The 15,051-nt window shown below is 31.1% G+C and carries 13 protein-coding genes and 1 other RNA gene; 4 read left to right on the top strand and 10 right to left on the bottom strand.

Annotation, left to right across the window (positions count from 1 at the left end; all coding sequences use genetic code 11):
• Position 1: 1 nt before the first annotated feature.
• From ACIJYH_RS01250 to hflK, 3 genes are read right to left on the bottom strand one after another with little or no spacing between them, the layout of a single operon-like run.
• Positions 2–187 carry a DUF2065 domain-containing protein gene (locus ACIJYH_RS01250; protein WP_435163386.1) on the bottom strand — a complete coding sequence of 62 codons (186 nt, stop codon included), beginning with the start codon at positions 185–187 and terminating at the stop codon, positions 2–4.
• Positions 188–197: 10 nt separating this feature from the next.
• Entirely contained in the window at positions 198–1,067 is an 870-nt protein-coding gene (gene hflC, locus ACIJYH_RS01245; protein ID WP_435163384.1) for a protease modulator HflC, read from the bottom strand.
• Entirely contained in the window at positions 1,068–2,171 is a 1,104-nt protein-coding gene (gene hflK / locus ACIJYH_RS01240; RefSeq protein WP_435163382.1) for an FtsH protease activity modulator HflK, read from the bottom strand.
• A 51-nt stretch (positions 2,172–2,222) separates the two neighbouring features.
• Here hflK and ACIJYH_RS01235 point away from each other — a divergent pair, with 51 nt between their 5' ends.
• Complete coding sequence (locus ACIJYH_RS01235; protein ID WP_435163380.1) at positions 2,223–3,047, top strand: Mrp/NBP35 family ATP-binding protein; 825 nt, start codon at positions 2,223–2,225, stop codon at positions 3,045–3,047.
• On the opposite strand, the gene thyX is transcribed toward ACIJYH_RS01235, so the two are convergent.
• Positions 3,028–3,975 (bottom strand): FAD-dependent thymidylate synthase, encoded by a 948-nt coding sequence (gene thyX, locus ACIJYH_RS01230; RefSeq protein WP_435163378.1) that lies wholly within the window; start codon positions 3,973–3,975, stop codon positions 3,028–3,030. The genes ACIJYH_RS01235 and thyX overlap by 20 nt on opposite strands.
• Positions 3,976–3,979: 4 nt before the next feature.
• Here thyX and ssrA point away from each other — a divergent pair.
• Positions 3,980–4,279, top strand: a transfer-messenger RNA (tmRNA) gene (gene ssrA, locus ACIJYH_RS01225).
• Between the two features lie 61 nt (positions 4,280–4,340).
• Here the strand turns inward: ssrA and ACIJYH_RS01220 are convergent.
• The 5 genes from ACIJYH_RS01220 to ACIJYH_RS01200 all read right to left on the bottom strand — a co-directional run bounded on the left by ACIJYH_RS01220 (position 4,341) and on the right by ACIJYH_RS01200 (position 12,179).
• Entirely contained in the window at positions 4,341–5,621 is a 1,281-nt protein-coding gene (locus ACIJYH_RS01220) for a hypothetical protein (RefSeq protein ID WP_435163376.1), read from the bottom strand.
• A 156-nt stretch (positions 5,622–5,777) separates the two neighbouring features.
• Positions 5,778–8,435 (bottom strand): pyruvate, phosphate dikinase, encoded by a 2,658-nt coding sequence (ppdK, locus tag ACIJYH_RS01215; protein WP_435163374.1) that lies wholly within the window; start codon positions 8,433–8,435, stop codon positions 5,778–5,780.
• Positions 8,435–10,501: a glycine--tRNA ligase subunit beta gene (gene glyS / locus ACIJYH_RS01210; protein ID WP_435163372.1), complete on the bottom strand. Its 2,067-nt coding sequence runs from the start codon at positions 10,499–10,501 to the stop codon at positions 8,435–8,437. The genes ppdK and glyS overlap by 1 nt, the downstream gene beginning before the upstream one ends.
• Positions 10,502–11,383 (bottom strand): glycine--tRNA ligase subunit alpha, encoded by an 882-nt coding sequence (locus ACIJYH_RS01205; protein ID WP_435164217.1) that lies wholly within the window; start codon positions 11,381–11,383, stop codon positions 10,502–10,504. It lies immediately after the preceding gene.
• Positions 11,373–12,179 carry a S49 family peptidase gene (locus ACIJYH_RS01200; RefSeq protein WP_435163370.1) on the bottom strand — a complete coding sequence of 269 codons (807 nt, stop codon included), beginning with the start codon at positions 12,177–12,179 and terminating at the stop codon, positions 11,373–11,375. The genes ACIJYH_RS01205 and ACIJYH_RS01200 overlap by 11 nt, the downstream gene beginning before the upstream one ends.
• A 116-nt stretch (positions 12,180–12,295) precedes the next feature.
• Between ACIJYH_RS01200 and ACIJYH_RS01195 the strand changes: the two genes are divergently transcribed.
• Positions 12,296–13,309 carry a polyprenyl synthetase family protein gene (locus ACIJYH_RS01195; protein WP_435163368.1) on the top strand — a complete coding sequence of 338 codons (1,014 nt, stop codon included), beginning with the start codon at positions 12,296–12,298 and terminating at the stop codon, positions 13,307–13,309.
• Here the strand turns inward: ACIJYH_RS01195 and pdxH are convergent.
• Entirely contained in the window at positions 13,306–13,932 is a 627-nt protein-coding gene (gene pdxH / locus ACIJYH_RS01190; protein WP_435163366.1) for a pyridoxamine 5'-phosphate oxidase, read from the bottom strand. The two genes, ACIJYH_RS01195 and pdxH, sit on opposite strands and share 4 nt — an antisense overlap.
• 33 nt (positions 13,933–13,965) lie before the next feature.
• Here pdxH and aroC point away from each other — a divergent pair, with 33 nt between their 5' ends.
• Complete coding sequence (gene aroC / locus ACIJYH_RS01185) at positions 13,966–15,048, top strand: chorismate synthase (protein WP_435163364.1); 1,083 nt, start codon at positions 13,966–13,968, stop codon at positions 15,046–15,048.
• Positions 15,049–15,051: the final 3 nt, after the last annotated feature.

Here is a 15,051-nt window from a genome sequence, read left to right as displayed (position 1 = left end):
ATTAACCTTTAATATAATAAATAATTACAAATCCTAAAACTGCAAAAATTAGCCCACCTGATCTCAACTGACTATCTTTTACAAATTCTAATTTTCTCAACATACTTTTCATTTTTGATGGAAATATGGCATACAAAATTCCTTCAATAAAAAGTAAAAGACCAAATGCTATGATCAATTCTTTCATATTAAATAGGTTATTCTGATTTAGGTTTTATATTTCCAAAAAACTTAAAAAATTCACTATCAGGAGATAATATTAATGATGTATCTCCGCCAATTAGAGCTGTTTCATATGCTTGCATCGCTCTGTAAAATGCAAAAAATTCTGGATCTCTTCCAAAGGCTTCAGCAAAGATTTTATTTCTTTCCCCGTCACCTTCACCTTTCATAATCTCAGAGTCTTTATTGGCATTTGCTAGAATTACTGAAACTTTTTTATCTGCAGTTGAGGTAATAGTAACTGCCATCTCAGCACCTCTTGCTCTAAATTCTTTAGCTTCTCTTTCTCTTTCAGTCTGCATTCTTCTATAAATTGCATCACTGTTTGCTTGAGGAAGGTCTGCTCTTTTAATTCTCACATCAACAATTTTAATACCAAATTTTTTGGCTTCTGTATTTACACCCTCTTGAATTAAAGACATTTGTTTAGATCTGTCTTTAGAAAGTAAGGTTTGTAATTCTTGTTGTCCTAAAACATTTCTAATTCTTGAGTTAATGATTGTTGCCAATCTTGATCTTGCAACTCTTTCATTTCCAACTGAAATATAAAATTTTAAAGGGTCTGTAATTTGAAATCTTGCGAATGCATCCACAATTAATCTTTTTTGGTCAGATGCAATAACTTCTGCTGGTGGTGTATCTAAATTTAAAATCCTGCTGTCTAAAAAAACAACGTTTTGAATAAAAGGTAATTTAAAATTTATGCCTGGTTCAACAATAATTTTTTTAGGGTCACCAAATTGTAGAACAATTGCTTGATTAACTTCTTTTACAATAAACACTGAAAAGAAAACTAAAGCACCTAATATCGCAACTATAGGAAATAATATTTTTTGTGCTTTCATTTAATTGCTCGCTTTCGATTTACCTAATTCGGGTAATGGAAGATAAGGAACTACTCCTGATCCTGCATTTTTTTCAATAATCACTTTTTCAATATCTGCTAAAACTTTCTCCATAGTCTCTAAATACATTCTTTCTTGAGTAACCTCTTTAGCCTTTGCATACTCATCATAAATTGAGATAAATCTGCTAGCTTCACCTTCGGCTGATGCTACAACTTTTTGTTTGTAAGCTTCAGCTGCTTGTAAAATTTTTGCAGCTTCCCCTCTTGCTCTTGGTATCACATCGTTAGCATAGGCTTCCGCCTCATTTTTAGATCTTTCCATGTCTGCTCTAGCAGCTTGAACATCTCTAAACGCATCAATTACTTGATCCGGTGGATCGGCTTTTTGAGTTTGCACTTGTGTAATTTGAATTCCACTATTGTATTCATCTAAAATTGATTGAATAATTTCTTGAGTTTCTATCTCAATTTTTGCTCTTCCTTCAGTTAAAATTGGCTGAATATCGCTTTTGGCAATTACTTCTCTCATAGCCGTTTCTGCTGCTGCTTTAACAGTTCCTTGAGGGTCTTGAATTTCGAATAAAAATTTACCAGCATCTTTAATTACCCAGAATACTGAAAAGTCAATATTCACAATATTCTCATCCCCTGTTAACATTAAACTTTCTTGAGGAACATCTGCTACACCTCCGCCTGAAGAAAAACCACTATCCCTTTCAGATCTAAAACCAATGTCCATTCTATTTACTTTAGTAACTTTTGGAGTTTCAACTGTCTCCACTGGAAAAGGTATGTGATAATTAAGACCAGGTTGAGTTGTTTTTATAAATTTACCAAATCTTAAAACAACACCCTGTTCATCAGGTAGCACTCTATATAGTCCACTTGCAAGCCACACAAAAAGTAAAATAATTAAGATTAAACCAATTGGCTTTCCGCCCGATTTACTTCCACCAGGTAAAAATTTATTAATTTTGTTTTGAATATCTCTAATGATTGCATCTATATCTGGTGGCGTTGGTCCTTTACCCGAACCATTACCTCCTCCGCCTGGGGGAGATCCCCAAGGGCTTCCACCTCTGCCTTTAAAATCATCTGACATATGACAAAGTATATAGTGTCTTTATTCTAAAAAACAAGTAATCATGAAAATATGACTGATAAAAAACCAGAACTAAGTGACGCAATGAAAAAGAAGCTGGAGCCTAGGAAATTCACTAAAAATCCTATCTTAGGAACAAAATTTACGATTGCAATTTCAAGTGCAAAGGGAGGGGTTGGAAAATCTACATTCGCAACTAATCTCGCATTAGCCTTAAAACAAGTTGGTTGTAAAGTTGGTTTACTTGACGCTGATATTTATGGCCCATCTATTCCAAAAATGTTTGGTATTAATGAAAAGCCAAAAAGTGATGGTCAAAAATTAGAGCCAATCGTTAAATATGATATTCAATGTATGTCCATCGGCTTTTTAGCAGATCAACAAACTCCAATGATTTGGCGTGGTCCTATGGTAACCAGTGCTATTAAAACTTTTACTCAAAAAGTGAATTGGAAAGATTTGGATTTCATTGTTGTTGATATGCCTCCAGGAACTGGAGATACTCAGTTAACTTTTTCACAAGAAATTAAGATGGATGGAGCCATAATTGTCTCTACCCCTCAAGAAGTAGCTTTATTAGACGTTAAAAGAGGTATCAAAATGTTTGATAAACTTGGAGTAAAAATTTTAGGGTTAGTCGATAATATGAGCTACTTTAAAGGAGATGATGGAAAAAAATATAAAATTTTTGGCGAAGGTGGTGTTAGAAAAACTGCAGAAGAATTTGAAAAAGAATTTTTAGGAGAGATCCCAATTAATCCTGAAGTTGGAAAGAACGGAGATGAAGGAAAGCCTATAGTTGAAGCTAATCCTGAGCATGAAATTTCAAAAATATATTTAGATTTTGCTAATAATATTAAATCAACTTATCTTTAAGATCAAAAGCAATCATAAGTTCATTCCATTCTCTTTTTGAAAGTCCTGAACTATCTACATCAACATTTTCACCTTTAATGAGTTTTTGAATAATTGTTTTACCTTTGGCTGAAACTTCAGTTCCACCAACTCTATAATCCATAAATGCATCATAAGTTATTGGAACCCATTTTTTAACAGTATCCAACATAATATCTGCGTACACTCTTATTTCATATTGTGCATGACTATCGGCTCTTAATCTTAAAAAATTCATTAAATTTAATAAATCAGTTTTCCAGTACCACTGCGTGTAAGTATTTAAAGTTAAATTCATTCTTGCAAGCTCTCTAGCCAAACCTTTTTTATTTTCATCTATAGTTGAGCCGTCAAATCTTTCATTCAACATAGTTTCATAATTATCATAAGTTCTTTCAGCATCATTTTTTAAAAGTTCCAAAACTTCTTTTGCCTGTTCACCTTCCAGAACATCTCCCCTACCTTGTCTGTTGCTTGTAGATTGTGCTGCTAAATTTTCTGAGCTTGGTAAATAAAACTCTTTATCTAAAATAGAATATCTAGCTGAATATTCATTTACATTTGCTGTTCTATGTCTAATCCATTGACGAGCAATAAAAATTGGTAGCTTAACATGGTATTTAATTTCACACATTTCAAATGGAGTACTATGCCAATGCCTCATTAAATATTTAATCAGGCCTGCATCTGTTGAAACCTTTTTGGTTCCTTTACCATAAGAAACTCTAGCTGATTGAACAATTGATGTGTCATCACCCATATAATCAATAACTCTTACAAAACCATGATCTAACGCAGGAATTGCCTCATATAGAATATTTTCAAGTGCAGGAGCTGTAACTCTCTTAGTTTGATTCTGTTGAGACTGTTGTTCCTTAATTTCTTGTGACTGTTCGCTAGTTAATTTCATGATTTTTATTGAATCTCTTGTAATTGCTTTTATATTAATAATGTTGGTTTTCCAACTATGACGATAAACGAATTTCGTAATAACCATTGCGGACGTGGGGGCAGTACCCACCACCTCCACCATTACAACTTATGGGGGTGAACTAGATTCGACGGATGACTAAAGGCTATTCTTTTGTTCGGAATTGTTCCACCGTAACGGGCTAATTTATAATTGCTAACGAAAGTTACGCACTTGCTGCCTAATTAACTTTGTTAATTAAGTAGACGGGGTCCGGGGCACCTGGCAACAGAACGCCCCTAAAAATTGAATAACCTTTTATTCCCAACAAAAATTTTAAAGATATTAACTATGTACTTAAAATATTATAATTTTTTATGAACTAACTCCATCCAATTGTAATTTCTATGTATGGCATGAGTGGTAATTATTTTATTATTTTCAAAATCAATTGTAATTGTTTGACCTCCATAACCATCCATGATGAATATTGGTTTATCTCTCTTACCAGAGATACCCATGTGGAATTGACCACCATAATGTTTAGGGTGTGAAAATGCATCTGTGGTATTTCTATTATTTGTTTTACCTTTTTCAATTCTGTTTTCATGCAAAGATTTTAAATACTGACCTTCACATGTGTTAAGATTCCAATCATCTAATATCGCAACTGCGATTCTTAAATAATCATATCTTGTAATATAGAAAGAATAAGTTAATGATTCAGTTTTACTTGAAGCGTCTTCTTGTTTAAATAATAATACATCATGCTGTACGTTAATTTTATCATTAAATATTTCGTTTAATAATTTTCTAAAATCTTTATGACCCATTTTATATAATAGATAACTAGCAACAACGTTGGTATCCATATTACTATAGTTAAATACTTTTTTTCCTGCGACAGTATTTTTGAGTTCTCTTTTCATAGCACTTTTAATTGTAATATTATTAACCCATCTCTTATAATCTTTATTATGATTAAGAGGATTGCCACTTGCCATGTTTAATACATTAATTAATTTAGCATTTTCATAATAAGTATTATCAAATATATCCCAATTCATAGTTTCATTAATACCTGATATATAGCCTCTACAGATAGCATGACCTATCATATAAGATATAATAGACTTGCCCATTGACATAGATTGCCATTTAGTTTTGTCATTAAAATATTTACTGTACGTCTCTGTTTTCTGATCTATTATAATCTCACCATTGGCATACATAATAAAACTCAACAATGCTGTAGTACTTAATTGTTCTGTTACAAAATCATCTGTAATTAAATTTGAATTAAATTTTTTATAATCGCCGTCTGCCTTTACTTTAAATTTAAAACCTTTTCTTGTATTAGAGTGTTTTGAGTATCTATTTGCATAGTATTTCAATACTTTATCTGTTGGATTTGCCCATTCAGGTAATTCGTTTTTAGATGTACTTATATATAATTTACTTTTTTGAGATTTTTTTTTAGTTGTTTCTTTTTTTTCTTCTTTTTTAATTTCTAATTTTTTACCATCACAATTATTATAATACCAAATCTGACTATATTTTTTCTCTTTCTTACAAACATTTGATTTGGCATTTGCAAAATTTATAAAAAATATGAAGCAGAATAAAAATGCTGTTAATTTATGCATCAGATAGATGAATTTTAAACCTAATCACAAATCTATTACAAGAAAAATCCCAAAAGACTATGCACCCAACTATGTGCCTTTAAAAACGTATTTATTTTCATATAAATTGGTTGAGGACGGACAACAGAACGTCCCTAACAATTCTTAAATATTTACTTATTTTTTTAATTCTGCTTGAGCAGCAGCTAATCTTGCAATTGGAACTCTATAAGGTGAGCAAGAAACATAGTTTAAACCTGCTTTAGAACAAAACTCAATACTTTTAGGATCACCACCGTGTTCACCACAAATTCCAAGTTTTAATTTTTTGTTTTGGCTTTTTCCTTTTTCAACAGCGATCTCAACTAAATCAGCAACCCCGTCATCTATCGAAACAAATGGATCAATTGAAAATATTTTATTATCCAAATAATCATTTAAGAATTTTCCACTGTCATCTCTACTAATTCCAAAAGTAGTTTGAGTTAAATCATTAGTACCAAAACTAAAAAACTCAGCATGTTTTGCTATTTCTTTTGCTTTTATCGCAGCCCTTGGAAGCTCAATCATTGTGCCAACCATAAATGCTATTTTAATTTTATGTTCTTTTTGAACTTTGCTGGCAATGTTAATTACTAAATCTTTCATTATTTGAATTTCAGCTTCTGTTGAAACTAGAGGAATCATAATTTCTGGAAAAGCTGATTTAATTTTTTTCTTTTTAAGTTCTACTAACGCTTCAAAAATAGCTCTGCATTGCATCTCGTAAATTTCTGGAAATGATATACCAAGTCTACAACCTCTATGACCCAACATTGGATTTTGTTCATGGAGTTCTTCTATTCTAGATTCTACCTCTTTAATTGAAAGACTGACTACATTTGCAACTTCACTAATTTCTTTTTCCGTTTGAGGTAAAAATTCATGTAAAGGAGGATCAAGCAATCTAACTGTAACAGGTAGCCCACTCATAATTTTGAAAATCTCTACAAAATCTCTTTTTTGATGAGGTAAAAGTTTATCAAGTGCTTTAGCTCTATCTTCTTTAGTTTTAGATAAAATCATTTCGCGAACAGATAAAATTCTTTCTTCATCAAAAAACATATGTTCTGTTCTACAAAGACCAATGCCTTCTGCTCCAAAATCTTTTGCTGTTTTTGTATCTTTTGTTGTTTCTGAATTTGTTCTAATATTTAATTTTCTAAAACTATCAGCCCATGACATTAATTTTGAAAAATCACCAGAAATTTCTGGTTTTACAGTTGCAACACTTCCTGAAATAATTCGACCTGTAGAACCATCTATAGTTATAACTTCACCTTCCTTAATTTCCATTGATGGAGTTTTAAAAGATTTACTCTCATAATTTATATCAATTTCACTTGAGCCAGAAACACATGGTCTACCCATTCCTCTAGCAACAACTGCAGCATGACTTGTCATTCCTCCTCTTGCAGTTAAAATACCTTTGGCAGCGTGCATTCCCTGAATATCTTCTGGAGACGTTTCCACCCTAACTAAAATTGTATCTTGCATCATCCCCGTTAATCTTTCGGCTTCTTCTGAAGTAAAAACTACCTTTCCACTTGCAGCACCAGGAGATGCTGGCAAACCATTTGCAATAACATTGACTGAACTTTTTTCATCTAAAGTGGGATGAAGTAAAGTGTCTAAAGAATTAGGATCAATTCTTAAAACAGCTTCTTTTTTAGAAATTAATTTTTCTTTAACCATATCAACAGCAATCTTTACAGCTGACTTAGCTGTTCTTTTTCCAGATCTTGTTTGAAGCATCCATAGTTTTTTATTTTCAACTGTAAATTCGACATCTTGCATGTCTTTATAATGTTTTTCTAATTTTTTTAAGATTTTATAAAGTTGATTATAAACACGAGGCATCACCTCTTCCATTGATGGAGCTTTTACTTTTGCTTGTTGTCTTGCTTTTTTGGTAATGTATTGAGGGGTCCTTGTGCCGGCCACCACATCTTCACCCTGTGCATTAATTAAATATTCACCATATATTTCATTTAAACCATCTGATGGATTTCTTGTAAATACTACACCTGTTGCACAATCTTCGCCCATGTTACCAAAAACCATTGATTGAACATTTACTGCTGTTCCCCATTCAGCTGGGATTTGATTTAATTTTCTATAAACTTTAGCTCTATTACTTTCCCAAGATAAAAATACCGCACTGATTGCTCCCAATAATTGTTCATATACATCTTGCGGAAAATCTTTCTTAGCTTTTTCCTTAACAGTTCTTTTGAAATCTACGATTAATCCATCCCAATCATTTTCGTCTAAGTCAGTGTCTAAAAGTACTCCTTTAGTAAGCTTGTAATTTTCAATTAATTCTTCAAAATGATAACCTTCAACTCCCATCACTACGTTACCATACATTTGAATAAATCTTCTATAACTGTCTTTAGCAAATCTTCCATTAGAAGTTTTTGCAGATAATGCATTTACCGTTTTATCATTTAAGCCAAGGTTTAAAATTGTATCCATCATACCAGGCATTGATACTCTAGCTCCCGATCTTACAGAAAGAAGTAAAGGATTCTTCAAGTCACCAAATTTTTTACCAACATCTTTTTCAATTACTTTTAATTCTTTTTTGATTTGTGATACTAAATTTTTATTCAATTTTTTTTTATCTTTATAAAAAAGTTCACATACTTTAGTTGAAATCGTAAACCCTGGAGGAACTGGAAGACCCATTCTTCCCATTTCAGATAAATTGGCACCTTTACCCCCTAAAAAATTTTTAGGGTTTTTTATCTTTTTACTATCTTTAGATTTAAAATTTAAAATTAGTTTTTTCATTAATGGGAATCTATTAGAGAAAAATTAACATAATAATCAAACGTTTTACATAACATTTGAATTAGTTCCAGTCTGTTTTTCTTAATCGCAGAGTCCTCCTCATTTACGATTACATTGTCAAAGAAATCAAAAACTACTTTTTTAGACTCTGCTAAATTAGCAAGCGATTGCTCAAAATTCTCGTCTTTATTGATGCTTTGAAAGTATTTTCTTAATTCATTAATTTTTTTAAACAAATTTTTTTCAAGTTCTGTTTTAAAAATACCAGGATCAGTTGTATTTGATAGATCAAGTTTATCATCTTTTAATTCACTATGTAGTATGCTTGATGCTCTTTTGTAGCATGAAATAAGATCAATTCCATTTGGTTTATTAATAATTTTGTTTAAAGTTTTAGCTTTACCAAAAATAACTACGGATTGATCTAAACTACCCAAGCTTGTTGAGGCCTGAATAATATCATGACGAATTTTCTCATCTTTCATATAAAATTTCAATCTATCCATAAAAAAATCAACTAACTCATTTTGCATAGACTTATTTTCAAATTCAAAACCTTGGTCCATATATAAACTGGATGAATAAATAATTAAGTCTCTTATTTTAAAATCTTTTTTATTCTCAACTATTGTTTTAATTACTCCTAAAGCCAATCTTCTTAGGGCAAATGGATCTTTAGAGCTTGTCGGTTTTTGATTTATTCCAAAAAAACCAACTAGCGTATCTATTTTATCGGCTAACGATAGTGCAATACTGTAAGGTTTTTTTGGTATTTTTGAATTTAATCCCGCTGGTAAATATTGTTCACTAATAGCTTTGCAAATATCTTTATCAAAGCCCTGTGCCTCTGCAAAATAACCCCCCATAATTCCTTGAAGTTCTGGAAACTCTCCAACAAGTTCAGAAACCAAATCTACTTTGCAAATAGATGCGGATAATTCAACCATATCTTTACTGATTAACAATTCATCTGAAAGCATCCCCCCAAGTTTTCTCATTCTTTGAACTTTGTCAAAATATGTTCCAAGACCTTTAAAATAATTCATAGATTTTAGTCTTGAAACTCTTTTAACTAAATTTTGTGATTTATCTTTTTGCCAAAAAAACTCAGCATCACTTAACCTGGCCTCTACAACTCTTTCATTTCCTAATTTTATAAAACCTTTTGAGTCTTTTTTATTTGTTACAACTAAAAATTCATTGGTGATATTTCCCCTCTTATCAAAAGTTGGAAAATATTTTTGATGATATTGCATTGTTATAATCAAAATTTCTTTTGGAATATTAAGAAATTTTCTATCAAATTCACACAATATAACATTTGGTTGATCTGTTAGATCTACAACTTCATCGAGTAGTTTTGGGTTGCTTTCAATCTTTATATTTTTTTTATTTGAAATCTCATTCAATTTTTTTTCTATTAATTCTTTTCTTTGTTTGTGATTAATAATAATATTAAATTTTTTAAAAAAATTGCTGTATTCCTTAAAATCAATAAATGTTTTTTTATTTTCTTCGTATTCTTTATCAATAAAAGTTGAGTTTGATGAAGTTAGGTGATGGAAATTAAAAGTTAATTTTTTTTTGTCAAATAATGCCAGTATTGATTTTAGTGGTCTACCCCAATTTAACTCAAAATCACCCCATCTCATTGATTTTTTCCATTGGATTTTTTGTAATACTAGTGGCACAAACTCTTCTAACAAATCTTGGGTATCAAGTTTTTTAGATTTTGTTTTAAAAAAATAAAACTCCCCTTTTTCTGTTACTTTTTTAAATAGATCTTTTTTAGAGATATTATTTGACCTTACAAAACCTTCCAGTGCAATTTCTGGTGCTGTTATATTTGGTCCTTTTATTTCTTCAGACTTTAAAACTACTTGTTTTTGTACGTTTTCAAATACAATTATCAATCTATTTGGAGTAGAGTATGAAGTGCTTTTTTTGAAAGAAATAAATTTCTCAGTAAATAGTTTATTAAAACTATTTAACAATTCTTGTCTTAAATTCTGCTGAAGAGACGAAGGTATTTCCTCACTAAATAATTCTAAAAAAAATTCTGACATCTAGCTTTGACTATTTAGCCAAATACCTGCAGCTGCTTTAGTTATGTCTCGAATTCTACCTATGTATCCAGCTCTTTGAGCCACACTTATTGCTCCTCTAGCATCCAATATGTTAAATACATGACTTGCTTTCAAACATTGATCGTATGCTGGCAATGATAATTTTTTTTCTACAAGAGATTTTGCTTCTAACTCGTGCATATCAAACATTTTAAATAAATTTTCTATATTTGCGTATTCGAAGTTATATGCAGAAAATTCTTTTTCAGCTTGGTGAAAGACATCATGATACTTTACGCCGTCATCATTCCAGATTAAATCATAAACATTTTTCTGTTGCTGTGTAAACATACATATTCTCTCTAATCCATATGTAATTTCAACTGAAACTGGTTTACATTCAAACCCTGCCATTTGTTGAAAGTATGTAAATTGTGTTATCTCCATACCATCACACCAAACTTCCCAGCCTAAACCAGCGGCTCCTAATGTTGGACTTTCCCAGTCGTCTTCAACAAATCTAATATCATGCTCATTATGATCAATTCCAATAACTGATAAACTATTAAGATATAGTTTCTTTATATTATCTGGAGAAGGTTTTATTAAAACTTGAAACTGATAATAATGTTGTAGTCTATTGGGATTATCACCATACCTTCCATCAGTTGGTCTTCTTGATGGCTGAACATAAGCAGCTTTCCAAGGTTTTGGTCCAAGCGATCTAAGTGTAGTAGCAGGATGAAATGTGCCAGCACCAACCTCCATATCGTATGGTTGTAAAACGATGCATCCCTTTTTACTCCAAAATTTTTGAAGATTAAGAATTGTCTCTTGAAATGATTGGAATTTATTTTGTGGTTTTTTTATTTTAGAAACCATATCTTTGCCAGATTGACCTTTCATCTAAGATGTTAGCTAATTGATCTACTTGATTACTTGAAGAAGATAATTTTTGACTCAACCATCCTTTAGATTTTTCAAATTTTTTAATTATAACATCATCACCAAATTTATCTTTTAAAATTTTATGCGCATCTCCTATTCCATCTATCAATCCTAGATCTTTTGCCTTACTACCAGACCAAAATTCTCCTGAAAAAAGTTCAATCTCAGACTTGTTAAGCTTAGATCCTCTACTTTTCTCCACTACATCAATAAAATCTTTATGCAGATCTAATTGGATTTTTTTTAATCTCTCAATATCTTCATTTTTTTCTTCAAGAAAAGGATCTAATGTACTTTTGTTTTTTCCTGCTGTGTGAACTCTTCTTTCTACACCAATTTTTTTTATCAACTCTGTAAATCCAAATGAAGAATAGATCACCCCAATGGATCCAATGATTGAGCTTGAGTTTGCATAAATTTCATCTCCAGCACATGAAATAAGATATCCTCCAGATGCAGCTACATCTTCAGCAAATACAATAACTTTTTTTTTATTTTTTTTAGCTTCTTCTCTAATGAAGCTATAAATTAAGTGTGATTGTACTGGTGACCCTCCAGGTGAGTTTATAGTAATAGCTACACAAGTAGCTTTTTTAAGGGAAAAAGCTTTTTTTATGATCTCTTCTTGACCCGCAAAATCAATCCCTTGTTTAAATTTTCCTGCATTTCCAATAACACCACTAAGTTTTATATGGGCTACAGTCTTTTTCTTTTTAAAAAAAGAGAACATTTTTATTCCTTATAGAATTATTAATTGAATATATATAGGCTACTTATAATTGAAGAATTGGGTGCGTCAATTGATAAGTAATATATAAAACTCAATTATACTAACTTAAATTGATTATGGGAACTGTAGTACAACTTAAAAAACAAATAAACGACTCTTACTTTCAGCTCAAAGATTCTGTTGAGGATAAGCTGATTTTAACTGAGGAAAAAATTAAATCAAAATTAGCCAGTGATGTTGAGTTGGTGGAAAAAATGACAGGCTATCATATTAAAACTGGCGGAAAAAGATTACGAGCCCTTTTAACTTTAGGTGCTGCAAAATTATGTGAATATTCCAGAGGATCAAGAGACGTCAATCTAGCAGCGTGTGTAGAATTAATTCATAGCGCAACATTAATGCATGATGATGTAATAGATGAAGGTGTTTTAAGAAGAGGAAAAGAAACTCTGAATAAAGTTTGGGATAATCATTCTTCAGTGTTGATTGGGGATTACTTGTTGAGCAGATGTTTCGAAATGATGGTTGAGGATGGAAATTTAGAAATTTTAAAGTTATTATCATCGACTTCTTCGAAGATTGCTCAAGGAGAAGTTTTGCAACTTCAACACAAAGGTGAGGTTGACATGTTAGAAGAAACTTACTTGAAAATTATTTCAGCAAAAACTGCAGAACTATTTGCAGCCGCAACAAAAGTAGGAGCAATTTTATCAAATGTAGACTCAAAAAAAAAGGATGCTCTTGAATTTTACGGAAGAAATCTTGGTCTCACCTTTCAAATTGCAGATGACACTCTAGATTATAATTCTGATCTCAAATTATTTGGAAAAAAAATTGGTCAAGATTTTTTTGAAGGAAAAATTACTTTACCTATCATTTTACTTTTTCAAAAAATAGACTTTGATGAAAAAAAATTATTAATTAATCTTTTTAAAAAAGATATAAGAGACAAATATGACTTTAATGAAATAGTTTCTTTAATAAAAAAATATAATATTATTGAAGAATGCTATCAAAAAGCCCAACATTACATTAATCTTGCTTCAAATTCTTTAACTATATTTAAAGACTCAAAAGAAAAAGATATTCTTAAAAATCTTACTTCATTTAGTTTGGCGAGAAATTTTTAAGGGTTTAATAAAGATTTTATCCAATTTCCATTTTTATCAATAGTATAATTTAATCTTTCATGAATTCTACTATCTCCATCTAGCCAAAATTCTATCCTTGTGGGTGATAAATTCCAACCAGACCAATGATTAGGTCTTGGTACATTATTTTCATCATTAAATTTTTGCTTATATTCTTTAATTGACTTTGTAAGTTCCTCTCTACTATTTAGTTCTTTACTTTGTTTTGATGCCCAGGCACCAATTCTACTATCATATCCTCTTGAATTGTAATATTGATCAGCTACCTTGTCTTCTACCTGCGTTATCGCTCCACTAATTCTTACTTGCCTTAAAAGGCTTTTCCAATGAAAACACATTGCAGCATTAGGATTTTCTTTAAGTTCATTTCCTTTCTGACTGTTTAAATTAGTATAAAATACAAATCCATTTTGATTAAACTCTTTTAACAAAACCACTCTAACTGAAGGTAGATTGTCCTTATTAGAAGTTGCCAAAGAAAGCGCATTAGGGTCATTGGGTTCCAGTTTTTTGGCTTCATCCATCCATACTTTAAATAACTGAATTGGATCATCTAGATCTAAAAAACAGTTATTAAGGCCAAGTAAGTTTTTTTGATTCATAATTTAAACAAAATAATCTATATATTATAAATAATGTCATTTAATACTTTTGGAAAGCTATTTCGTTTCTCGACTTGGGGTGAGTCTCACGGCTCTGCTATAGGCTGTATAGTTGATGGTTGTCCGCCAAACATAAGTATAAATGAACAAGATATACAAATAGAACTGGATCGAAGAAAACCAGGACAATCAAAGTTTACTACTCAACGTAAAGAAGACGATAAAGTTCAAATTTTATCAGGTGTGTTCGAAGGAAAAACCACTGGAACCCCTATATCACTTATAATTTTTAACAAAGATATGAGATCCAAAGATTATGGTAATATAAAAGATAAATTTAGACCAGGACATGCTGATTTAACCTATTTTAAAAAATACGGTATAAGAGATTATAGAGGCGGTGGAAGATCTTCTGCAAGAGAGACTGCAGCTAGAGTTGCGGTAGGAGCAATAGCAAAGGTTGTTTTACAAAAAAAATTAGGTAAGAAATTTAAAGTCATAGGCGCAGTTACTCAACTAGGAATATTGGGATGTGACAAAAATCAATGGAATGATAAGGTAATTTCAAAAAATCCATTTTTTTGTCCAGATAAATCAATGATCAAACTCTGGGAAAAATATTTACTAGATATTAGAAAAAATGGATCTTCCTGTGGAGCTGTTATTGAACTGAGAGCAAGAGGTATACCTGCTGGGCTTGGTGCACCAATATATTCAAAACTAGATTCGGACATTGCTTCTGGTTTGATGAGTATAAATGCTGTTAAAGGAGTAAATATTGGATCAGGAATGAATTCAGCACAATTAACTGGAGAACAAAACTCAGATGAGATTTCCCAAAAAGGTAAAAAGTTAAAATTTGATTCTAATAATGCTGGAGGTATCTTGGGTGGTATATCAAGTGGTCAAGAAATTATTGCTTCATTTGCTGTAAAACCAACATCATCAATTTTAACAGCAAGAAAAACAATTAATAAATTTGGAAAAAATACCACTATATCAGTTAAAGGACGACATGATCCTTGCGTGGGAATAAGAGCAGTTCCTGTTGGTGAAGCTATGATGAATTGTGTTTTATTAGATCATTATTTAATGAACAAAGCACAGTGTGGTTAAATC

Source organism: Candidatus Pelagibacter bacterium nBUS_25 (assembly GCF_051200975.1).
Classification (GTDB): domain Bacteria; phylum Pseudomonadota; class Alphaproteobacteria; order Pelagibacterales; family Pelagibacteraceae; genus Pelagibacter.
This window is presented reverse-complemented; position numbering and strand designations above follow the sequence as displayed.

Excerpts from the sequence above, each read along its gene's own strand:
- aroC (WP_435163364.1), top strand. The coding sequence starts at position 13,966 with ATGTCATTTAATACTTTTGGAAAGCTATTTCGTTTCTCGACTTGGGGT.
- ACIJYH_RS01200 (WP_435163370.1), bottom strand. The coding sequence starts at position 12,179 with ATGTTCTCTTTTTTTAAAAAGAAAAAGACTGTAGCCCATATAAAACTT.
- pdxH (WP_435163366.1), bottom strand. The coding sequence starts at position 13,932 with ATGAATCAAAAAAACTTACTTGGCCTTAATAACTGTTTTTTAGATCTA.
- thyX (WP_435163378.1), bottom strand. The coding sequence starts at position 3,975 with ATGAAATTAACTAGCGAACAGTCACAAGAAATTAAGGAACAACAGTCT.
- ACIJYH_RS01195 (WP_435163368.1), top strand. The coding sequence starts at position 12,296 with ATGGGAACTGTAGTACAACTTAAAAAACAAATAAACGACTCTTACTTT.
- hflC (WP_435163384.1), bottom strand. The coding sequence starts at position 1,067 with ATGAAAGCACAAAAAATATTATTTCCTATAGTTGCGATATTAGGTGCT.
- ACIJYH_RS01220 (WP_435163376.1), bottom strand. The coding sequence starts at position 5,621 with ATGCATAAATTAACAGCATTTTTATTCTGCTTCATATTTTTTATAAAT.
- glyS (WP_435163372.1), bottom strand. The coding sequence starts at position 10,501 with ATGTCAGAATTTTTTTTAGAATTATTTAGTGAGGAAATACCTTCGTCT.
- ACIJYH_RS01250 (WP_435163386.1), bottom strand. The coding sequence starts at position 187 with ATGAAAGAATTGATCATAGCATTTGGTCTTTTACTTTTTATTGAAGGA.
- hflK (WP_435163382.1), bottom strand. The coding sequence starts at position 2,171 with ATGTCAGATGATTTTAAAGGCAGAGGTGGAAGCCCTTGGGGATCTCCC.
- ppdK (WP_435163374.1), bottom strand. The coding sequence starts at position 8,435 with ATGAAAAAACTAATTTTAAATTTTAAATCTAAAGATAGTAAAAAGATA.
- ACIJYH_RS01205 (WP_435164217.1), bottom strand. The coding sequence starts at position 11,383 with ATGGTTTCTAAAATAAAAAAACCACAAAATAAATTCCAATCATTTCAA.
- ACIJYH_RS01235 (WP_435163380.1), top strand. The coding sequence starts at position 2,223 with ATGACTGATAAAAAACCAGAACTAAGTGACGCAATGAAAAAGAAGCTG.